The following is a 20708-nucleotide window of genomic DNA, read 5'->3' as shown; positions in this document are numbered from 1 at the left end:
GCCTGCACCGAATCGGATGATCGGTGGATCCCACATACCGTTGACGTCGCCGTCACCAGGTGGAAATACGACTCCGGCATCATCTGATTCGGGCAAACTGGTTCACGGCGTCGGGGGCGCCGGCCAGCCGTCGAGCAGTAGTGGAGTTGACCATGGCGAGTGCAGTGAATGCGCAGACCAACGGCTTCGTCGCTCTCTCCCGCGTGGTGTGCTCCGTCGCCGTCGACCTGGTCGCCGGCGTCGAGCGGGTGGTGATCGGCGACGGCAAGGTCCGCACCGCGCAGAGCAACGCGTGGGACGCCATCTGCGCGGATCGCGCGGCGCGCCAGGCCCGCGCGGATTTGGATCGACTGGTGGCCGACCTGCTGGCCTCGGGGCCGCCCGTCCGTGGCGGCCAGGCGCATGCAATCGGTCCTCAGGTGGTCGGTGCTCAAGTGGTCGGGTCGTCGCCCCGGTCGAGCGCGTCCCACGCGGCCCTGGTGTCCACGGGCGGCACGTCCGTCCGCTGACGGCCGGTCGCCCGGTCCTGCGGGCCCGCTGCCCCGGCCTGGCCGTCCTGACCCCCGGCCTCGCTGTCGCGACCCCTGACCTGACCCGCTCGCCCCTGACCCTCTAGCTGCGCCTGGCTGTCTGGCTGGGCGTCGCCGGAGCGCGGTGTGTCGCCCGGTGCCCGCGGTGCGGCGCCCCGTTCGTAGCGGGCACCCATCGCCGGCCACCGGTGCCCGTGCCGGGCAGCCCACCAGCCCGCCAGCGCGACCAGGGCACCGCCGAGCACACACGCCGCCGGGCCGAGCGTCGCGGCGGCCCCGGCCGAGCCCACGTCCAGCGTCGCCCGCCCGGCGACCGCCGCCGCGGCCAGCCCCAACCCGATCACCGCCAGCAGAACACCCAGCAGGCGCCGGGTCAGGCCACGCGTGGCCAGCAGGGCGCCCGCACCGGCGAGGGCGACCACGGCCAGCGCCACCAGCCACGGCGCCTGTTGCGCCCCGGTGTGCGCCGCGCGCAGGTCGGTCAGGCCGGGCCGTGGGGTCACCTGTACCGACCAGGTGCGGGTGGCGGCGTACAGGGCCAGGCCGGCGCCCGCCGCGCAGGCGAGCGCGGCCGGGCCGAGCAGACGTGGCGGGGCCATCAGCGGGCGGCGCGCAGGGTCTCGGCGGACGCGATCGCGGACAGCACGGCGGCCGCCTTGTTACGCGTCTCCTGTTCCTCGGCGGCCGGATCGGAGTCCGCCACGATCCCCGCGCCCGCCCCCACGTACGCGACACCGTCGCGCAGCAGCGCGGTGCGGATGGCGATCGCCATGTCCATGTCACCGGCGAAGCCGAAGTAGCCGACCGTGCCGCCGTACAGGCCGCGGCGGGTCGGCTCCAGCCCGTCGATGATCTCCATGGCGCGGACCTTCGGGGCGCCGGACAGGGTGCCCGCCGGGAACGTCGCGGCCAGGGCGTCGAACGCGCTGGAGTCGGCGCGCAACTGCCCGACCACCGTGGAGACGATGTGCATGACGTGGCTGTACCGCTCGATGCGGGCGAAGTCCGGCACCTCCACCGTGCCCGGCGTGCAGACCCGGCCCAGGTCGTTGCGGCCCAGGTCGACCAGCATGACGTGCTCGGCGCGTTCCTTCGGGTCGGCCAGCAGCTCCGCCGCGAGCGCGTTGTCCTGCTCCGGGGTCGCGCCGCGCCAGCGGGTGCCCGCGATCGGGTGCAGCAGCGCCCGGCGGGTGCCGTCGCGTTCGGCGCTCACCTTCAGGTGCGCCTCGGGTGAGGACCCGACGATGTCGAAGTCGTCGAAGCGCAGCAGATACATGTACGGGCTGGGGTTGGTCGCCCGCAGCACCCGGTAGACGTCCAGCGGGTTGGCGTCCGTACGCCGTTCGAAGCGCTGCCCCACCACGATCTGGAAGCACTCGCCGGCCCGGATCGCCTCCTTGGCCCGCTCGACCGCCTTCGGGTACTCCCCCGCCGGGGTCCGGCTCACCGCCGGGCCGGGCGTGACCCGGTCGACCGCGGAGATCATCGGCGGGGTGGGGCGCGACAGCGCGGTCGTCATCGCGTCCAGCCGTCCCACCGCGTGGTGGTAGGCGGCGCGCCGTTCCCGCTCGTCCGCGTCGCCGGAGAGCACCGCGTTGGCGACCAGGATGGCCGAGCCGTCGTGATGGTCGAGCACCACCAGGTCGGTGGCCAGCATCATGCCCAGCTCGGGCAGGGGCAGGTCGTCGACCGCGTCGCAGGGCAGTCGCTCGAAGCGGCGGACCAGGTCATAGCTGAGGTAGCCGACCATGCCGCCGGTCAGCGGCGGCAGGCCCGCGTCGGCCTGTGCGTCCGGCGGCGAGGCCAGCGCGGCGACCGTCTCGCGCAACGCGACCACCGGGTCGCCGTCAACCGGTACGCCCGCGGGCGGCTCACCGAGCCACGCCGCCTGACCGTCGCGTTCGACCAGCGTCGCGGCGCTGCGCACCCCGACGAACGAGTACCGCGACCAGGCTGCGCCCTGCTCCGCCGACTCCAGCAGGAAGGTGCCCGGGCCACCGGCCAGCTTCGTGTACACCCCGACCGGGGTCTCACCGTCGGCCAGCAGCCGCCGCACCACCGGGACAACCCGGCGGTGCGCGGCCCGCGCGACGAATTCCTCCTCGTCGGGAACAACCGCGCCGCTGGTCACGTCGTGCTCCCTTCCGGCGTGCCCGTGCGGCCCGCGCTGCGCCCGGTGCGGTCGGTCACGCCGTGTCCGTCCGCGGCAGTGTCACGGGCAGATCGTCCGTGAAACAGGTGTGCGTGCCCGTGTGGCAGGCCGCGCCGACCTGATCCACGGTGAGCAGCAGCGCGTCGCCGTCGCAGTCCAGGGCGACCGATCGCACGTACTGGTGGTGGCCGGAGGTGGCGCCCTTCACCCAGTACTCCCGGCGGCTGCGGGAGTAGTAGGTGGCCCGGCCGGTGGTCAGGGTGCGGTGCAACGCCTCGTCGTCCATCCAGGCCAGCATCAGCACGTCGCCGCTGCCGTGCTCGCGCACGATCGCGGCCACCAGCCCGTCGGGGGTGCGCTTCAGGCGGGCGGCGATGGCCGGGTCCAGCGCGGACCGGGGCGCGAGTTCAGGTACGGACACGTCTGCGATTGTCCCGCACGCGCGGACCGCTGCCGCGCAGGCCGCCGCCCGCCCACGATCCGGGCGCCCGGCGCGCGCCCCGGGCGCTGCTCGGACGCCGCCGCGCACACGCTGACCGGGCACCAGTGATCTCCGTCCGGGTGGCCGCACCGGGGATGTGCAGGGCGGCCCGGAACGGTACGGTCGGTGGGCGCCGCACCTTCCCGGGTGCCCGCGCCGCCGCCCGCAGCGCGCTCCTGCGGGTCGCGTCCCCTCGCGACGGGAGTCTGAGATCCGATGGAGCCCACCTCCAGCCCCGAGAACGTCCCGCAGTCGCGCGGCGTGGCCCGTTTCTGGCCGGCGCACGGGATGCCCGCGCCCGGCCAGCGCACGCCCGGCGCGGACGAGCCGGAGGCCTCCGGGCCGGACCTGACACCGGACCGGACCCTGCCCGGCCACCAGACGCCCGGCTTGGACCTGTCGCCCGGCCCGGTGCTGCCCGCGCAGCTTCCCGGCCCGGGTCTGGCCGACGACACCGAGATGGCCACGCTGGGCGGTCGCCGCGGCCCGGAGGCCCTGCTCGGTTCGGTGCCGGGCACCCGCCCCTGGAGCGTCAACCACGGTGGGTTCCCCGCCATGGACGCCGACCGGACGTATCGCAACGGCGATTCCGGGGCGGCGAACGGGCACGCCTCGGCCTCCACCACGCCCCCGACCAGTGGGTCTGCCAGCGTCTCGCCGTTCCCGCTCGGCCGCGCCGAGGCACCCCGGCCGCCAGCGGGCCCGGGTGACACCCCGCCCCCGGCGTGGGCCGCCCCGACCTCGAGCGCCGCCGGAATCGCCGTCCCGCCCCTGCCGCCGGCCGCCACCACGCCGCCCGCCACCCCGTCGGCTCCCGCGCTGCAGACACCCGGGCTGCCCGCAGCCGCGCCGCCGCCCGGGCTCACCCCGGCCGCACCGACCGCTGGGCTCACCCCGGCCGCGCCAGCTGCTGGGCTGACCGCGGCCGCGCCGCCGCCCCCCGGGCTGGACGTCTCCGCGCTGCCGACCTCGCCGCCGCCCCTCGCCCCGGTCTCGGGCGCCGCGTCCGTCCCGCCGCTGGTGCCCGCTCCGGCGGCCCCGGTCTCCGGTGCGCCGGTGTCCGGCGGACCCGTGGCGGACCTGTCCCGCGCGTCGCGCCGGGGCCGCGCCGATGATGAGGCCGCCGCGCCGCGACGCCGTTCCGCCAGGCTCGACGAGGCGGACGACGCCGGCGGGCCAGGGCGTGGCGACGGTGCTGGCCCGGCGGGTGAGGCTGGCGGGCCGGCAGCGGACGGGCGCCCCGCCCTGCGTCCCGGTGACGTCCGGGAGACCGAGATCGCGTTCTGGGACGAGGCGGGCGCCGCGCACTTCCGCGCCGAGTGGCACGAGGTGAAGGCGGGCTTCGTCGACGATCCGGTGACGGCCCTGACCCGCGCCCACGACCTGCTCACCGAGGCCGTGCACGAGCTCACCGAGTCGCTGCTGGCCGAGCGGGACGAGCTGGACCCGCTGCGCCACACCGCCGCGCCGGACACCGAGAGCATGCGCATGGCGATGCGCGGCTACCGCGACTTCCTGGAGCGCATCCTGTCCCTGTGACGGCGCATCTCCCGAGGCCCCGTGGACCCACCGGTCCGCGGGGCCTCGTCGTGTTCCCGTCACCCGCCCGCATGATCACCCGGGAATCACCCCGGATTGGGCGTTGACCCCGGCGGCAGAATTCATCTAGCGTTGAACTCAACGGTGAGTGAATTCGAGGAGGGCGTGATGGAGAGCGCCATCGAGGTCCGCGACCTCGTGGTCGAGCGCGGCGGACGCCGCGTACTGCACGGCATCACCTGCACGGTGCCCACCGGCACCGTGGCCGGCCTGCTCGGGCCCAGTGGCAGCGGCAAGACCACGCTGATCCGGGCGATCGTGGGCGTACAGATCGTCAAGTCCGGCACGGTGACGGTGCTCGGCCAGCCGGCCGGGTCGCCCCCGCTGCGCCGCAAGGTCGGCTACGTCACCCAGGCCCCCAGCGTCTACGCCGACCTCTCCGTCCGGGAGAACGCGCGCTACTTCGCCGCCCTCTACGGCCTGCCCGCCGCCGTCGCCGACCGCGCCGTCGCCGACGTCGGCCTGGCCGGTGCCGCCGGGCAGCTCGTGGCGGACCTCTCCGGCGGCCAGCGCAGCCGCGCGTCACTGGCCTGCGCCATGCTCAGCAACCCCGACGTGCTGGTGCTCGACGAGCCGACCGTCGGGCAGGACCCGGTGCTGCGGGTCGAGCTGTGGGCCCAGTTCCACGAGCTGGCCGCGCGGGGCACCACGCTGCTGGTCTCCAGCCACGTGATGGACGAGGCCGGGCGCTGCGACCGGCTGCTGCTCATCCGCGAGGGCCGGCTGATCGCCGACGACACCCCGGCCGCGGTGCGCACGGCGGCGGGCACGGACGACCTGGAGGAGGCGTTCCTGCGCCTCATCCGCGAACGCGAGAGCGCGGAGGTGACGGCATGAACCCGCGGATCACCCTGGCCACGGCGGCGCGGGCGCTGCGCCAGCTGCGGCACGACCGGCGTACGGTGGGCCTGCTCGTCGTGGTCCCGGCCCTGCTGCTGACCCTGCTCTATTTCATGTACGAGAACGCCGGTCCCACCTTCGACCGGATCGCCCTGATCATGCTGGGCGTCTTCCCGTTCGTCACGATGTTCCTGGTCACCAGCATCGCGATGCTGCGCGAACGCACCACCGGCACCCTGGAACGACTGCTGACCACCCCACTGGGCAAAGTGGACCTGCTGTTCGGGTATGGCATCGCGTTCAGCCTGGCGGCGGCGGTGCAGGCGGGTGTCGCCGTGGGCACGGCGTACGGGCTGCTGGGGCTCGACACCGTGGGCAGCGCGTGGCTGGTGGTGCTCATCGCCATCCTCAACGCGGTACTGGGGGTGGCGCTGGGCCTGCTGTGCAGCGCGTTCGCCCGTACGGAATTCCAGGCCGTGCAGTTCCTGCCGGTGGTCGTGGTTCCGCAACTGCTGCTGTGCGGCCTGTTCGTGCCGCGCGGGCAGATGGCGGGCTGGCTGCAGGTGGTCAGCGACGCGATGCCCCTGTCGTACGCGGTGGAGGCGCTGGGTCAGGTCGGTGTGCACGCCGCCGCCACGGCGACGATGTGGCACGACCTGCTCGTGGTGACCGGCGCGGCCGTGGCGGCGCTGGTCCTGGCCGCCGCGACCCTGCGGCGGCGCACGCCGTGAGTGGTGGGCCGGGCAAGGATCGCGGCGCGGCGCGGCGCGGCGCGCGCACCGAGGCAGGTTCCCCGGCACCGCGAGGCAGGCACACCGAGGCGGGCGCCGGGACCCGGCGCAGCGGGCGGCGGCCGGGCAAGCAGGACACCCGGCAGTCCATTCTGGACGCGGCCCGCACCGCGTTCGCCGAGCGGGGCTTCGACCAGGCCTCGATCCGCTCGATCGCCGCCGACGCGGGAGTCGACCCCGCCCTGGTGCACCACTACTTCGGCACGAAGGAGAAGCTGTTCCTGGCGGCGATGAACTCGCCGATCAACCCGGCCGAGCTGGTGCCGCAGGCCCTGGCGGGACCGCGCGAGCAGGCCGGCGAGCGGCTGGTCCGGCTGGTGCTGTCGGTGTGGGACTCCCCGGCCGGCGGCGCCGCGGTGGCCCTGCTGCGCTCGGCGATGAGCAACGACTGGACCGCCCGGCTGATGCGCGAGTTCGTGGTGACCCAGATCCTGCGCCGGGCCGTCGCCGAGCTGAGCCTGGACCCCGCGCAGGCGCCGCTGCGGGCGGCCCTGGTGGCGACGCAGATCGCCGGGCTGGCCGCGGTCCGCTACGTGCTGAAGGTGGAACCGGTGGCGAGCGCCCCCGCCGAGGAGCTGGTCGCGGCGATCGGCCCCACGGTGCAGCGGTACCTGACCGGCGAGCTGTGAGGGGGCGCGGTCAGGCCGTGCAGTGGCGGCAGAGCACCGGGTGCAGCAGGTGGGCCAGCTCGTGCCGGTCGGCGACCGGGGCGGGGAACGGCAGCCGGGCCAGTCGCTCGCCCGCGCGCACGACCAGGCCGTAGCGGTCGAGGCGGACCACGCGCGGCTGGTCGCCGGGGCGGGCGGCCGGGCCGAGGCAGCGGTTCGCGTACGCGGCCACCTGTGCGACGTGGTGGTCGGCCAGGTCGGCCAGCAGGTCGAACTCGATGGCGCGCAGCGGGTCCGGGGTGGCGTCGGCGTACTGGTCGGGGTCCAGCTCATGCAGGGTGCCGTGCCGCTCGTAGCGGATCTCGGCGACGTCCATCCGGTGCAGCACCTGGGTGTCGCCGACGTCGAGCAGGTCGCCGGTGGCGTCGATGTCGGCGTAGTCGAGCGCGGCCGCCCGCGCCTCGGCGCCCGCGAGGGCACGGGCCCAGCCGACCACCCACACCCGGCCGAGGGAGGGGGCGCCCGCGATGGGCGGCACGTCCTTGACGTCGAGCACCATCGCGGTGTCGTCGTTGCCGTCGCTCGGGCGCAGGGCGGCGGCCAGCCCGCCGTCGCGGGGGCTGAGCAGCAGGACGTTGCCGCGCGCGTCGGTCACGTGGCGTACCGGCAGCGCGCCGGGGTGGCCGGAGACGTGCGCGGTCCCGGGCAGGTGGCCCGCGACGATCGTCCGCGCGAGCTCGGCGGGGCTGGGGTGCATGGCGGTACCTCCGGCAGGCGGGAACGGGGGGCCGTGGCGCTGGTTAGCCTTACCTTAGTAAGGTAAGGCTAACCGTAACACCCCTCGATCGGAGCGAGAACGACGTGAACAATTCCCGCCCCAAGGTCCGGCTCTCCCGCGCCCTCGGCATTCCGCTGACCCGCAAGTGCGTCAAGTACTTCGAGCGGCGCCCGTTCCCGCCCGGCGTGCACGGGCGGGCCCGGCGCAAGACCTCCGACTACCAGGTGCGGCTGCTGGAGAAGCAGCGGCTGCGCCACCAGTACAACGTCAGCGAGTCGCAGCTGCGCCGGGCGTACGACGACGCGCACAGGGGCACCGGCAAGACCGGCGAGACCATGGTCGTCCTGCTCGAGCGGCGCCTCGACGCCACGGTGCAGCGCGCCGGGCTCGCCCGGACCATCTACCAGGCCCGCCAGCTCGTCGCCCACGGCCACTTCACCGTGGACGGCCGCAAGGTGGACCGGCCGTCGTACCGGCTGAAGCCCGGCCAGGTCATCGCCGTACGGGAGAGCAGCCGCACCAAGCCGCCGTTCCTGCTCGCCGCGGCGAGCGCCCACGTGGACGGGCCGACCCCGCCGTACCTGGAGACCGCGCTGGCGGAACTGCGCACCACGGTGCTGCGCGAGCCGCTGCGCAGCGAGATCCCGGTGGTCTGCGACGAGCAGCTCGTGGTGGAGTTCTACGCCCGCTGAGGGCTCAGCGGGTCTGCTCCAGCCAGCTCGCGTACAGCTTGGCGTAGATCGAGTCCTGGTCCTCCAGCAGACGGGCGTGCGGGCCGCGCTGCACGACGCGGCCCGCGTCCACCACGATCACCTCGTCGGCGGACTCCGCCGTGGACAGCCGGTGCGCGATCGCCACGGTCGTCCGGCCCCGGGTCACCGCGTCGAGGGCCTTCTGCAGCCGTACCTCGGTGGCCGGGTCGACGGCGCTGGTGGCCTCGTCGAGCACGAGCAGGTCGGGGTCGGCCACGTACGCCCGGACCAGCGCGACCAGCTGGCGCTCCCCCACGCTCAGCGCCTCCCCGCGCTCCCCGACCGCGGTCTGCAGCCCGTCCGGCAGCCCGGCCAGCCAGTCGTCGAGGCCCAGCTCCACGAACGCCGACTCCAGTTCGGCGTCGGTCAGCTCCGGCCGGGCGAAGCGGATGTTCTCCGCCACCGTGGCGTCGAACAGGAACCCGTCCTGCGGCACCAGCACCACCCGCGAGCGCAGCGACGCGAACCGCACGAAGGTCAGCGGCGTGCCGGACAGCAGCACCTCGCCCGCGCCCGGGTCCATCAGCCGGGTCAGCAGCTTCGCGAACGTCGTCTTGCCGCTGCCCGTCTCCCCCACCACGGCCACCCTGGTCCGCGCCGCGATCTCCAGGTCCACATCGGCCAGCACGATCGGGCCGCCGGGATAGCGGAACGACACGCCCGCGAAGCGCACCGACAGCGGGCCCTCCGGCAGCGCCACCCCGACCTCGTCCGGGTCGGCCACGTCCGGGTCGAGGTCGAGCACGTCCAGCACCCGGCGCCAGCCCGCCACCGCGTTCTGCGCCTCGTTCAGCGTCTCGGTGGCGATCTGCACCGGCTGGATGAACAGCGTCACCAGGAACAGGAACGCGGTCAGCTGCCCCACGCTCAGGCCACCGTCGACGCCGAGCAGCACCCCGACCACCACCACGGCGCCCAGCGCCACCCCGGCCGCCAGCTCACCGGTGGAGAAGCTGAGCACGCTGGTGCCCATGGCGCGCTGCTGCGCGGTGCGCAGGTCGCCGATGGCGGAGTCCAGGCGGCGCTCGGTGCGCCCGGCCACCCCGTACGCCCGGATGACGGTCGCGCCGACCACGCTCTCCGCGACCACCCCGAGCATCGCGCCGGTGCGCTCGCGCACGATCCGGTACGCGGAGGCCAGCCGCCGCTGGAACAGCCGGATGATGACCACGGCCGGGACGAACGCGGCGTACACCACGAGGGTCAGCTGCCACGAGTAGATCAGCATCACCACCGTGGTGACCACCAGCTGCCCCGAGGAGAGCAGCAGCATGATGCCGCCGCTCTGCAGGAACTGGGTGATCTGGTCGACGTCGCCGGTGACCCGGGCGACCAGCGAGCCCCGCCGCTCCGCCTGCTGGTGCAGCATCGACAGATCGTGAATGTGCCGGAACGTGCGCGCGCGCAGCGCGGCGAGGGCCGTCTCGCTGACCGTGAACAGCCGGCGCGTCATCAGGTAGCCGCAGGTCGTCGACACCACGAGGGCCGCCAGCGTGACCACCACGACGGTCAGGACCACCCCCAGGTCCGGGCCGCCCGGGGCGCGGATGCCCCGGTCGATCCCCTGCTGGACCGCGATGGGTACGGCCACCCGCCCCAGCATCGCCACCACCGCCAGCGCGACCGTGCCGGCCAGCCCCGGCCGCAGCTCCGGCGACAGGGCGACGCCCCGCCGCACCGTGGCGAACGCCCCCTCGGCCCGGTCGTCCCTCGCCACCGTCATGCGGGGCCTGCCTTTCGCATTCGCTCGCGGCCCTCGCTGCGCTCGGTGCACTCGCTCATGCGGCCACCTCGTCGTCGACGGCCGCCCGTTCCGCCTCGGCCTGCTCGTACGCGGTGACCAGGTCGCGGTAGCCGGGCGCGGACCCCATCAGCTCGGTGTGGGTGCCGGTCGCCGCCACCCGGCCCTGCTCCAGGTAGACGACCTGGTCGGCCAGCGCGATGGTGGCCCGCCGGTAGGCGACCACCAGGATCGAGGCGCCGGCGTCGCGGCGTCGCAGCGCGGCCAGGATCGCGGCCTCCACCCGCGGGTCGACCGCGCTGGTCGCGTCGTCGAGCACGAGCAGCCGGGGCCGCCCGGCCAGCGCCCGGGCCAGGGTGAGCCGCTGCCGCTGGCCACCCGACAGCGACGTGCCCCGTTCGCCCACGGCGGTGTCCAGGCCCTCGGGCAGGCGGCCCACGAAACCGTCGGCCTGGGCCAGGCCCAGCGCCGCCCGTACGGCGTCGTCGTCCAGGCCCACCCGGTCCAGGGTCACGTTCCCGCGGACGGTGTCGTCGAAGACGAACGGGATCTGCGGCACCAGCGCCGTGGTCGCCGCCAGCGCCTCGGCGCTCAGCTCGGGCAGCTCGACCCCGTCCACCCGGACCGAGCCGGCGGCCGGGTCCACCAGGCGCACGGCCAGCGCGGCGATCGTCGACTTGCCGGAACCGGTGGCGCCGACCAGCGCCACCGTGCTGCCGGGGGCCACGGCGAAGCTGACGTCGTGCAGCACGTCCGTGCCGTCCGCGTACCCGAACCGGACCTGGTCGAAGGTCAGCGCGGCCGGACCCGACCCGGGCGGCGCCGCGGTCCCGTACGTGAGGTCGCCGTCCGCGGCCAGGACGGCCTGGACCCGGTCCCACCCGGCGACGCTGCGCGGCAGCTCCGACACCACCCAGCCGATCGCCCGCACCGGGAACGCCAGCACGGTGAAGAGGAAGGCGACGCTGACCAGCTCGGCGACGCTGATGGCGCCGGTCTCCAGCCGCCACGCGCCCAGCAGCAGCACCGTAAGCGTGCCGACGCTGGGCAGGTTCTCCATCAGCGGGTCGAACAGCCCGCGCAGCCGCCCCACCGCGATGAGCGCGTCGCGCAGCTCCGCGACGAACACCCCGAAGCGCTGCGACTCGTCGGCCTCGCGGCCCATCGTCTTGACCACCAGCGCGCCGTCGAAGCTCTCGTGGGCCACCGCGCTGACCTTGGCGCGCAACTGCTGGGCGCGGGTCTGGCGGGGCGACATCCGCCGCGAATACACCAGGTTGAGGCCGAACAGGGCCGGGAACAGCGTCACCCCGACCATGGCGAGCACCCAGTCCGTGAGGAACAGCGCGATCACCGCGACGACGACCATGACGATCGTGCCGACCGCGAACGGCAGCGGGGCGATCGGCACGAACGCCGCCTCGACGTCGGAGTTGGCGTTCGACAGCAGGCTGCCGGTGGCGTGCCGCTGGTGCCACGCCGGCGGCAGCGACAGGTACCGGCTGGTGACCGCGCGGCGGTACCGGGCCTGCAGCCGGAACTGCATGAACCCGGCACCCAGGCGGCGGGCGAAGATGGTGGCCACGCGCAGCACGCTGAGCCCGAGGAAGACCGCCGCGACGGCGAGAAGCGCCGCCGGGTCCACCCGGTGCCGCGCGTACGCGGGCACCACGAGGTGGCCGATGACCGCGCCGATGACGTACGAGTTGGCGATGGCCAGCAGCCCGAACAGGCTGCCGCCGACGGCGCCCACGGTGAAGAGCCGGGGTTCCGTACGGATCGCGTGGCCCAGCACGCGCAGTCCCCGACCCAGCACGTCCCGGCTGGCCCTCGCGGTCAATTCCCACCTCGGGTAAGTCACGGCCGGGTGGTCCCGGCCTTACCGGTCCAATCCTGCCCAACCGCTCCGCCGTGGCCCACCGGAATCCCGGTGTGTCCGCGCACACATCGATGCGACGGTACGGGATTCGCCCATACGATCACCCCATGAGCGACTACGCACGCCGGGAACGGGCGGCCGTGGCGGATCTGCTGCTGGCGGTCGGCCCGGACGCACCGACGCTGTGCGCCGGCTGGACGACCCGCGACCTCGCCGCCCACCTGGTGGTTCGCGACCGGCGCCCGGACGCGTCCGCGGGCATCGTGCTGTCCCGGTTCGCCGCGCACACCGAGCGGGTCCGCACGGCCAAGGCGGCCGAGCCCTACGAGCGGGTGGTCGACCAGGTGCGCAACCCGCCGTGGTGGAGCCCGGTCAGCAACCCGCTCACCGACGAGCTGACCAACACCGTGGAGTTCTTCATCCACCACGAGGACATCCGCCGGGCCGGGCCGGACTGGGCGCCGCGCGGCCTGGATGCGGGCGAGGCGCAGGCGCTGTGGCGGGCCGCCCGGTTCAACGCCCGGCTGCGGCTGCGCCGGATGCGGGCGCCCGGTCTCGTGCGCGCCGAGGGCTTCGGTGAGCAGCGGGTTGGCGCGCCCGACACCGGCGGCCCGACGGTGGTGCTCAGCGGCGAGCCCGGCGAGCTGCTGCTGTTCCTGTCCGGCCGGCAGCCGGCCGCGCGGGTGCAGATCGAGGGCCCCGAAGCGATCAAGGACCGGTTGCGGACCGCCAAGTTCGGCATGTGACCCGGGCGCGGACTCAGTCGTCGTCGCGTTCGGTCAGGACGGGACGGCCGGCGGAGCAGCTGACGCGGACGCGGACCCGGTCGTGCCCGTCTGCGGTGCCCCGGAATTCGCCCTCGGCCTGGACCTGTGGCCCCTCGTCGCGTTCGTGCACCGCGAACCCGGTCAGCGGGGACATGGCGACGATCTCCGCGCGGCCCGCCTCGCACCGGGCGACCACCGTGCCGCCGCGGGTGCGGAAGGAGCGGGCCGTCGCGGTCGGCGCCGGGGCGCTGCCCGGCCCGGCGGAGGTGGGGGGCGCTACCGGGACCCGTGTGGTCGCGGAGGCCGTGACGGACGGGTCCGCGGCGGGCGGCTCCGTACCGGGCGCGGTCTCGCCCGCGGACGAGACCTCGGGTGAGACGGTGGGCGGGACTGATGACAAGGCACTGGGCACCCCCCGGGCGGCCAGGGTCTGGGCCACTTCGGCCTCTGAGCGTGGGCGGCCCGCCTCGGAGGTGAGGCCGTCGCCGATGACACGGACGGCGCCCAGCCCGATGAGTACGGCCAGCGCGGCGGCGCCGAACCAGCCGACGGTCACGAGCAGGGTAGGTCGGGTCACTCACCGATGATGACCGGCGGCACGCTAAGGCGGGGCCTGCCGAGCGCTAAGGGAGGGTTAACAGCCCTGGTGGCGGGCGGTGCCGGGGTTACCGTGCAGCGGTGGCCCACCTGCTGCTGATCGAGGACGACTCGGCGATCCGTACCCATCTGCTGCGCGCGCTGCGCGAGCGCGGCCATGCCGTCGCCGCCTCGCACACGGCGATGGACGGGCTGCAGACCGCCCTGGCCGAACGTCCCGACCTGGTGGTGCTCGATCTGGGCCTGCCCGACCTCGACGGCCGTGAGTTGCTGCGCATGCTGCGGGCGGTCAGCGCAGTGCCGGTGATCGTGGCCACCGCCCGCGACGACGAGACCGAGATCGTCCAGGTGCTGGACGCGGGCGCCGACGACTACGTGGTGAAGCCGTTCACGGCCGCGCAGCTCGACGCGCGGATCCGGGCGGTGCTGCGCCGCGGTGCCGGGGACCGCCCCGAGCAGGCCGCGCTCACGGTCGGCGGGCTGAGCATCGACGCCGGGGCGCGGACCGCGTCCCTGGACGGCGCGCCGCTCGACCTCACCCCGCGCGAGTTCGACCTGCTGCACCACCTGGCCAGCCGCGCCGGGCAGGTGGTGACCAAGCGGGAACTGCTGGCCGAGGTGTGGCAGGTGCCGTACGGCGGTGCCGACAAGACCGTCGACGTGCACCTGTCGTGGCTGCGCCGCAAGCTCGGCGAGACCGCGCAGGCGCCGCGCTACCTGCACACCGTCCGCGGGGTTGGCGTGCGGTTGAGTGAGCCGGCGTGAGGCGCCGGCTCACCCTGCTGGTCGCCGCCACCACCTGCCTGGTGCTGCTGGCCTTCCTGGTGCCGTTGGCGCTGCTGGTGCGGCAGGTGGCCGCGGACCGGGCGGTCAGCGGCGCCGACGACGTGGTCCGGGCCATCGTGCCGCTGGTGGGGACCAGCGACTCGACCGAGCTGGAGCTGTCGCTCAGCGGGGTGGCCGTGCCGGTCAGCGTGTACCTGCCGGACGGACGGGTGCTGGGGGCCCCGGCGGCGGAGACCGCGGCGGTGCGGCTGGCGCGGGCGGACGGGCAGTCGTTCACGGTCGACGGCGCGGGCGGCCGGGAGATCGTCGTGCCGGTGGTCACCGCCCAGGGCACGGCCGTGGTGCGTACCGTGGTGCCGCGCGCGGAGCTGACCCGCGGGGTGACCAAGGCGTGGCTGGTGCTGGCCGGGCTGGGCGCCGCCCTCGTGCTGCTGGGGCTGCTGGTCGCGGACCGGCTGGCCCGTACCCTGGTCGCGCCGATCGCGGAGCTGTCGGCGGTCTCGCACCGGCTGGCCCGCGCGGAGCTGTCGGCCCGGGCGTCGCCCGCCGGGCCGCCCGAGCTGCGCGAGGTGGCCGGGGCCCTGAACCATCTGGCGGGACGCATCCAGGACCTGCTGCGCCAGGAGCGGGAGCAGGTCGCCGACCTGTCGCACCGGCTGCGTACGCCGCTGACCGCCCTGCGGCTGGAGGCCGAGTCGCTGCGCGACCCGGACGACGCGGCCCGGGTCGCGGCGGCCGCGGACGCCATCGAGCGGGCCGTCACCGCGGTCATCCGGGAGGCCCGGCACCGGGGCGCGCAGCGCCCACGGACCGGCTGCGACGCCACCGCGGTGGTGGCCGACCGGGTCGCGTTCTGGTCCGTGCTGGCCGAGGACACCGATCGAGGGGTACACCGGGAGCTGCCCGCCGCGCCGCTGCCGGTGGCCGTCCCGGCCGACGACCTCGCGGCGGCGCTGGACGCGCTGCTGGGCAACGTGTTCGCGCACACCCCGGACGGCACGGACTTCGGTGTGTTCCTGACCGCGCGGCCGGGCGGCGGCGCGGTGCTGACCGTTTCGGACGCGGGTCCCGGGTTCGCGCAGTCGGCGCTGCGCCGGGGTGCCTCCGGGTCCGGCTCGACCGGCCTGGGCATGGACATCGCCCGGCAGGCCGCCGAGGCCAGCGGCGGGGCGCTGCGCGTCGAGACCGGCCGTGACGGCGGCGCCCGGGTCGTGCTGGAGCTGGCCGGTCCCGCCTGACCCGGTCAGCGGCGCAGCGAGCCCGTCGTCGTGCTGGTGCGGTGGTGGGCGATGCACAACACGTTCTGGAACTCGGTGGAGTCCAGGTCGTCGGGCGTCACCGCCAGCACCAGGTAGGCGTCCTGGCCCGGCTTCGTCCCCGCGTACGCCGTGAGTTTCGCCTCGCAGCTGGACTCCACCTGCTGCCTCGCCTCTCCCGTCAGCAGCGGGGAGCCCTCGGGCAGCGGGAGAACCGCGAACACCTCGCTGCTGTGCGCCGACGCGCAGGGCAACACGTCGACGCGGCTACCGGACTGCGATTCGAGGTCCTTGACGCAGTCGCCGGCGCGCAGGTCGGTGACGCGGATCGAGCGCTCGCCCCGGATCGCCCCGGCGGCGTCGCGGTCCGGCCCGTCCGCGATGTCCTTGGCGACGGCCACCCCGATGGCGACCGCGATGGCCAGCGCCCAGAGGCCGGTGATGCTCAGTCCGAGGATCGCGTAGATCCGGCCCCGGCGGTCGCCGTTGCGCCGGCTCTGGCGCAGCCCGATCACGCCGAACACGACGCTCAGCACGCCGACGCAGCCGAACAGGGCCAGGCTCAGCGAGGCGATCGAGAAGCCGTTGGTCTTGCCGTTCCACACGGGTGCGACGGGCTGCGGTGCGGGCATGACCGGCGGCGGGGGCGGCTGATTCCGATGATCCACTCGCGGGATGATACCGCCAAGATCAACTACCTGGGCGGGACGGGCATCAGGCGGCGGTCCGCAGGACACCCCCGCGCAGCAACACGTCGAAGTCGTCCACCGGTAGCGGCTCGCTGAACAGATAGCCCTGGATGGCGTGGCAGTCGGCGGCGCGCAGCGCGTACCAGTCGTCCGCCTCCTCGACACCCTCGGCCACGACCGTCATGTTCAGCGAACGCGCCAGCCACAGCACCGCGGAGATGATGGACGACTTGCTGGCGTCGGCGGCGAGGCCGGTGACGAACGAGCGGTCGAGCTTCACCACGTCCGCCGGGACGGACTGCAGCCAGGTCAGCGAGCTGTAGCCGGTGCCGAAATCGTCCAGGGCGATCCGTACGCCCAACGCCTTGATCGCCAGCAGCCGCTCCTGCAGATCGGCCGAGGTGACCAGCTGGGCCGTCTCGGTGATCTCCAGGACCAGCTGGGCCGGGTCGATCGTCGACGAGCGGGCCAGCAGGTCGGCGAGCATGGGGACGAACCCGGTCTCGGCGAGCTGCCGGGGGCTCACGTTGACCGACACGTAGCCCAGTTGGTCGCGCCACCGCGTCAGGTGCCGCAGTGCCGCGGCCAGCACGTGCTCGCCGAGCGGCACGACCAGGCCGGTCTCCTCGGCGGCGGCGATGAAGTGGCCCGGCGCGAGGATCTCGCCCTCCGGCGTACGCAGCCGCACCAGCGCCTCGGCGCCGAGAATCCGCCCGTCCGACGCCGCGACGATCGGCTGGAACCACACCGGCAGGGTCGTCTCCCGGTCGCCGTCGAGCGCCGAGCGCAGGCGGGACTCCGCGACGATGTGCTGCTGGACGGTGACCCGCATCTGTTCGTTGAAGACCTCGAGGCGGTTGCCGCCGGCGCGCTTGGCGGCGTACATGGCGGTGTCCGCGGCCAGCACGACCTGGTCGGCCTGGTCGGCGCCCTGCGCGACGGCCAGCCCGATGCTGGCGCCGATCTGGACGTTCCCGCCGGGAATCGCCAGCGGCTCGGTGAGCGCCGCGAGGATGTCCGCGCCGACCCGGGCGCCGGTCGCGGACGGGGCGCGCACCGCCACCACGAACTCGTCGCCGCCGAGGCGCGCCAGCAACGACTCCGCCGGTACGCACCGCTGGAGCCGTTCGGCCAGCGCGCGCAGGACGTTGTCGCCGGTGCCGTGGCCCGAGCCGTCGTTGATGGACTTGAACCGGTCGATGTCCAGGAACAGCACGCTGATCGGCTCGGGGCGCGCGCCGAGCAGCGCCGCCACGTCCTGTTCGAACGCCTGGCGCGACAGCAGCCCGGTCAGCGGATCCTGGCGGACCTGACGGCGCAGCGCCGCCTCGTGCTCGCGGTCGCGGGTGACGTCGCGGCAGTGCACGAAGATCAGCCGCAGCTTGCCCCAGCGGTCGCGCAACGCGGTGCTGTGGATCTCGACCCAGATCAGGGCGCCGTCGGCGTCCCGGCGGTAGCGCCGGGTCAGCGTGACCGGCTCGGCGCGCTGGAGCAGGTCGTCGAAGAGCGGGCCGCCGAAGTTTCCGTCGACGGGCGTCAGGGGAAGATCACGCACCGAGAACCCGGCGGGCAACTCGTCGGGCAGCCCCAGCCAGCCGCGGTACGCCGAGTTGGTACGCAGCAGCCGCCCGTCCGGCGCGAGCATCGCCATCGGCACCGGCGTCTCGTCGAACGCGAGGCTCAGCTGGGCCTGGCTGGCGTCGAGATTGTCCTGGGCCCGGGCCTCCTCGGCCTCGGCGAGCCGCCACTGGATCACCTGGAAGGTGGCGGCCAGCAGCACCGCGCCGCCGTGCAGCAGCGCCCACAGCCACGGGTGCACCATCGCGCTGTGGTGGTTGTATGTGCGGTCGCTGACGAGCGTCCCGAACACCGCGTGGTGCAGCGTCGTGGCGACCAGGAACATCCCGAACGGGGTCCAGTCGCGGTACAGCGCCAGCGCCGGGACGGCGACGAAGAACGCGAAGTGCGCCTCGGTCAGGCCGTGGGCCATGGCGACGAACCCGCCGCAGGCGATCGTGAAGCCGAGGGCCACGAAGGTCGAGGGCAGCCGTCGCGGCGGCAGCACGGCGGCGGCCACCACGCACGGCAGGATGAGGATCACGGTGACCAGCCACGACCGGCCCAGCCCGTCCTGCAGCACCCCGAACACGGTCAGGACGAGGACGCAGGCGGCGAGCAGCGCGGTCAGCAGGCGGTGCCGGCCGGCCCAGTCCTCGTCCCGGAGCCCACCTCCCGCCGGTATCCAACCCCGCAGCGCCGTCAGTCCGATTCCCACGTGCGGAGATATCGGTCGTCTGGCGTCCGGTCTGAGCCTGGCGTGCGGACGTCATCGTCCGGTTCGGGACTTTGGGCCTGTGACCGATCCGCGCCGCCCGCAAGGCGAGGCGGGGCGTGCCCGATTAGTGGATGTTCGCGACCGGATGCGTGACGGCTTAGCGCGCGCTTAACGATCACACAGCGCGCCGATAGCCCCCCGGGCACGAAGGTGCTTGCTGTCCGACGGTCATCAGCACCGTCACCAGCACCGGAGGAACCAACGATGATGACGATTCGCACCGCAGGCACTCTCGCCGCCGGGGTGGCCGCCGCGCTCGCACTGGGCGGGACCGCGCTCGCCGCGTCCGGCGCCGACGACTCGGCAGCGCACGTGGCGGCCGACGACCACGGCGGCCGCGCCGTGCCGATGCTGCCCAACGGCGACCCGGTCGACTCGTCCGGGTCGGACGACTCGACCTCGGCGCCCACCACCGCCCCGGCGCCCACCGCGGCCGGCGCGGTGAGCATCGACGCGGCCCGCACGATCGCGCTGCGCGCCACGGGCGGCGGCCGGGTCACCAGCATCGAGGCCGAGACCGAGCACGGCCGCGCGGTCTGGGACGTCGACGTGGTGGCCGGCGGGGTCCGGCACGACATCGACGTGGACCGGGCCACCGGCGCCGTGCTGCGGCACCGCGTCAAGGGCTCGTCCGGGTCGGCCACGACCGGTGACGACCGCGGGCGCGGCCGGGGCTCGGACGACACCGCCACCGACGACCGAGGCCGGGGCCGGGGCTCGGACGACACCGCCACCGACGACCGGGGCCGGGGCGGAGACGACAAGGGCGGCGACGACCACGGCAGCGGTGGCCACGGCTCGGACGACTGATCCCGCATAGCGGCATGTGATCCCGCATAGCGGCATGCACGAGGCCCCGTGGCAAGCCACGGGGCCTCGTGCGCGTACGCGGGGCTACTGGGAGACGAACAGCAGGCGGTTCGGCGAGCCGCTGCCGGCGCCGGTCACGACGTTCGCGGTGGCGTCCGCGACCAGGGCGTCGCGGACCTGCGCCGGGGTGTACGACGGGTTGCGCGACAGCACCAGCGCCGCCGCCCCGGCCACGTGCGGCGAGGCCATCGAGGTGCCGCTGATGGTGTTCGTCGCGGTGCTGCCGGAGTTCCAGTCCGAGGTGATCGACGAGCCGGGCGCGAAGATGTCCAGGCAGGTGCCGTAGTTCGAGTACGACGCGCGGGCGTCCGAGTTCGTCGTCGCGCCCACCGTGATCGCCGGGCCGACCCGGGCGGGCGAGGTGCTGCAGGCGCTGGCGTTGGAGTTGCCCGCCGCCAGCGCGTACGTGACGCCCGAGTTGATCGACGCGGTGACCGCGTCGTCCAGGGCCGTGCTGGCGCCGCCGCCCAGGCTCATGTTCGCCACGGCGGGCCTGCTGGCGTGCTGGGTGACCCAGTCGACGCCCGCCACGACCCCGGCGGTGGTGCCGCTGCCGGAGCAGTTGAGCACCCGTACCCCGACGATCCGGACCCGCTTCGCGACGCCGTACGTGGCGCCGCCGACGGTGCCGGACACGTGCGTGCCGTGGCCGTGGCAGTCGACCCCGTCGGTGCCGACCGAGTCGTAGCCGTAGCTGGCCCGGCCGCCGAAGTCCGAGTGGCTGTAGAGCACGCCGGTATCGATGACGTACGCGGTCACGGTGTCCGCCGTGACCGGATACGTGTAGGTGGTACTCAGTGGCCGGGCCCGCTGGTCGATGCGGTCCAGGCCCCAGGTGGCGCCGTCCTGTGTGCCGAGCAGCGAGACCTTCTGGTTCTGCTCGACGTACGCGACGCGCGGGTCGGCGGCCATCCGCCGGGCGGCGTTCTCGCTCATGCTGGCCTCGAAGCCGGTGAGCGCGGCCCCGTACGTGCGGTGGACCTGGGCCCCGTAGCCGGCCGCGACCCCCCGAGCGGTCGCGGCGACCGCCGCGCCGCCGTTCTTGAGTACGACGAGGTAGCTGCCGGGGATCGCGTCCGCGGTGCCGGCGAGCCGGACCGGTCCGGTGGACGCTGTCGCGGCCGAGGCCGGGTTTGCCGTCGCGGCCGTGGCCGCGGCCACGATGAGCAGACTGACGGCCAGGGCCTGGCCGCCGAGGGGGCGTCGGATCGCCATGTTGTTCCTCTCTCGCGCCTGCCGGCCGACCCGTCCGCGTGC

Annotated in this window: 20 protein-coding genes; 10 read left to right on the top strand and 10 right to left on the bottom strand. The window is 74.5% G+C overall.

Going from position 1 to position 20708, the window contains the following annotated elements:
• Nucleotides 1–152 precede the first annotated feature (152 nt).
• Entirely contained in the window at nt 153–509 is a 357-nt protein-coding gene (locus EV385_RS34405) for a hypothetical protein (RefSeq protein WP_207229915.1), read from the top strand.
• On the opposite strand, the gene EV385_RS24295 is transcribed toward EV385_RS34405, so the two are convergent.
• From EV385_RS24295 to hisI, 3 genes are read right to left on the bottom strand one after another with little or no spacing between them, the layout of a single operon-like run.
• Complete coding sequence (locus EV385_RS24295) at nt 431–1129, bottom strand: Trp biosynthesis-associated membrane protein (RefSeq protein ID WP_130511551.1); 699 nt, start codon at nt 1127–1129, stop codon at nt 431–433. The two genes, EV385_RS34405 and EV385_RS24295, sit on opposite strands and share 79 nt — an antisense overlap.
• The gene (locus EV385_RS24290) at nt 1129–2661 is read right to left on the bottom strand and encodes an anthranilate synthase component I (protein ID WP_130511550.1); all 1533 of its coding nucleotides are present in this window, start codon (nt 2659–2661) and stop codon (nt 1129–1131) included. The genes EV385_RS24295 and EV385_RS24290 overlap by 1 nt, the downstream gene beginning before the upstream one ends.
• Before the next feature lie 55 nt (nt 2662–2716).
• Complete coding sequence (hisI, locus tag EV385_RS24285; protein ID WP_130511549.1) at nt 2717–3103, bottom strand: phosphoribosyl-AMP cyclohydrolase; 387 nt, start codon at nt 3101–3103, stop codon at nt 2717–2719.
• A gap of 276 nt (nt 3104–3379) precedes the next feature.
• On the opposite strand from hisI, the gene EV385_RS24280 reads away from it, so the two are divergent.
• From EV385_RS24280 to EV385_RS24265, 4 genes are all read left to right on the top strand, one after another.
• Nucleotides 3380–4702 (top strand): hypothetical protein, encoded by a 1323-nt coding sequence (locus tag EV385_RS24280; RefSeq protein WP_130511548.1) that lies wholly within the window; start codon nt 3380–3382, stop codon nt 4700–4702.
• Between the two features lie 168 nt (nt 4703–4870).
• A complete protein-coding gene (locus EV385_RS24275; RefSeq protein WP_130513529.1) occupies nt 4871–5599 on the top strand; it encodes an ABC transporter ATP-binding protein in 729 nt (242 codons plus the stop codon).
• On the top strand, nt 5596–6333 hold the full coding sequence (locus tag EV385_RS24270; RefSeq protein ID WP_130511547.1) for an ABC transporter permease: 738 nt from the start codon (nt 5596–5598) through the stop codon (nt 6331–6333). The genes EV385_RS24275 and EV385_RS24270 overlap by 4 nt, the downstream gene beginning before the upstream one ends.
• Nucleotides 6334–6482: 149 nt before the next feature.
• Entirely contained in the window at nt 6483–7022 is a 540-nt protein-coding gene (locus tag EV385_RS24265) for a TetR/AcrR family transcriptional regulator (RefSeq protein WP_242625346.1), read from the top strand.
• A 10-nt stretch (nt 7023–7032) separates the two neighbouring features.
• On the opposite strand, the gene EV385_RS24260 is transcribed toward EV385_RS24265, so the two are convergent.
• Nucleotides 7033–7758 (bottom strand): DUF2470 domain-containing protein, encoded by a 726-nt coding sequence (locus tag EV385_RS24260; protein WP_130511545.1) that lies wholly within the window; start codon nt 7756–7758, stop codon nt 7033–7035.
• Nucleotides 7759–7862: 104 nt separating this feature from the next.
• On the opposite strand from EV385_RS24260, the gene rpsD reads away from it, so the two are divergent.
• Nucleotides 7863–8471 (top strand): 30S ribosomal protein S4, encoded by a 609-nt coding sequence (rpsD, locus tag EV385_RS24255; protein ID WP_130511544.1) that lies wholly within the window; start codon nt 7863–7865, stop codon nt 8469–8471.
• Between the two features lie 4 nt (nt 8472–8475).
• Here the strand turns inward: rpsD and EV385_RS24250 are convergent, their stop codons facing one another.
• Nucleotides 8476–10254, bottom strand: a complete 1779-nt coding sequence (locus EV385_RS24250; protein ID WP_130511543.1) for an ABC transporter ATP-binding protein — start codon at nt 10252–10254, stop codon at nt 8476–8478.
• 55 nt (nt 10255–10309) lie between these two features.
• Nucleotides 10310–12112, bottom strand: coding sequence for an ABC transporter ATP-binding protein (locus EV385_RS24245; protein WP_207229914.1), 1803 nt, complete (start codon nt 12110–12112; stop codon nt 10310–10312).
• Between the two features lie 146 nt (nt 12113–12258).
• On the opposite strand from EV385_RS24245, the gene EV385_RS24240 reads away from it, so the two are divergent.
• Nucleotides 12259–12897, top strand: a complete 639-nt coding sequence (locus tag EV385_RS24240) for a TIGR03085 family metal-binding protein (protein ID WP_130511542.1) — start codon at nt 12259–12261, stop codon at nt 12895–12897.
• A 13-nt stretch (nt 12898–12910) separates the two neighbouring features.
• Here EV385_RS24240 and EV385_RS24235 read toward each other — a convergent pair whose 3' ends face one another.
• Nucleotides 12911–13495 carry a hypothetical protein gene (locus EV385_RS24235; RefSeq protein ID WP_242625046.1) on the bottom strand — a complete coding sequence of 195 codons (585 nt, stop codon included), beginning with the start codon at nt 13493–13495 and terminating at the stop codon, nt 12911–12913.
• Between the two features lie 101 nt (nt 13496–13596).
• Here EV385_RS24235 and EV385_RS24230 point away from each other — a divergent pair, with 101 nt between their 5' ends.
• Both EV385_RS24230 and EV385_RS24225 read left to right on the top strand, forming a co-directional pair.
• Nucleotides 13597–14280 (top strand): response regulator transcription factor, encoded by a 684-nt coding sequence (locus tag EV385_RS24230; protein WP_130511541.1) that lies wholly within the window; start codon nt 13597–13599, stop codon nt 14278–14280.
• The gene (locus EV385_RS24225) at nt 14277–15539 is read left to right on the top strand and encodes a sensor histidine kinase (RefSeq protein ID WP_130511540.1); all 1263 of its coding nucleotides are present in this window, start codon (nt 14277–14279) and stop codon (nt 15537–15539) included. The genes EV385_RS24230 and EV385_RS24225 overlap by 4 nt, the downstream gene beginning before the upstream one ends.
• Nucleotides 15540–15544: 5 nt before the next feature.
• On the opposite strand, the gene EV385_RS24220 is transcribed toward EV385_RS24225, so the two are convergent.
• Together EV385_RS24220 and EV385_RS24215 are read right to left on the bottom strand one after the other, a co-directional pair.
• Nucleotides 15545–16225 carry a DUF4190 domain-containing protein gene (locus tag EV385_RS24220; protein ID WP_130511539.1) on the bottom strand — a complete coding sequence of 227 codons (681 nt, stop codon included), beginning with the start codon at nt 16223–16225 and terminating at the stop codon, nt 15545–15547.
• A gap of 46 nt (nt 16226–16271) precedes the next feature.
• Entirely contained in the window at nt 16272–18521 is a 2250-nt protein-coding gene (locus EV385_RS24215) for a putative bifunctional diguanylate cyclase/phosphodiesterase (RefSeq protein ID WP_242625045.1), read from the bottom strand.
• A gap of 264 nt (nt 18522–18785) precedes the next feature.
• On the opposite strand from EV385_RS24215, the gene EV385_RS24210 reads away from it, so the two are divergent.
• A complete protein-coding gene (locus tag EV385_RS24210; RefSeq protein WP_130511538.1) occupies nt 18786–19391 on the top strand; it encodes a PepSY domain-containing protein in 606 nt (201 codons plus the stop codon).
• 84 nt (nt 19392–19475) lie between these two features.
• On the opposite strand, the gene EV385_RS24205 is transcribed toward EV385_RS24210, so the two are convergent.
• The gene (locus EV385_RS24205; RefSeq protein ID WP_130511537.1) at nt 19476–20666 is read right to left on the bottom strand and encodes a S8 family peptidase; all 1191 of its coding nucleotides are present in this window, start codon (nt 20664–20666) and stop codon (nt 19476–19478) included.
• Nucleotides 20667–20708: the final 42 nt, after the last annotated feature.

This window comes from Krasilnikovia cinnamomea (assembly GCF_004217545.1).
Lineage (GTDB): Bacteria > Actinomycetota > Actinomycetes > Mycobacteriales > Micromonosporaceae > Actinoplanes > Actinoplanes cinnamomeus.
Note: the sequence above shows the minus strand (reverse complement) of the source record. Positions and strands in the feature narration are given on the sequence as shown.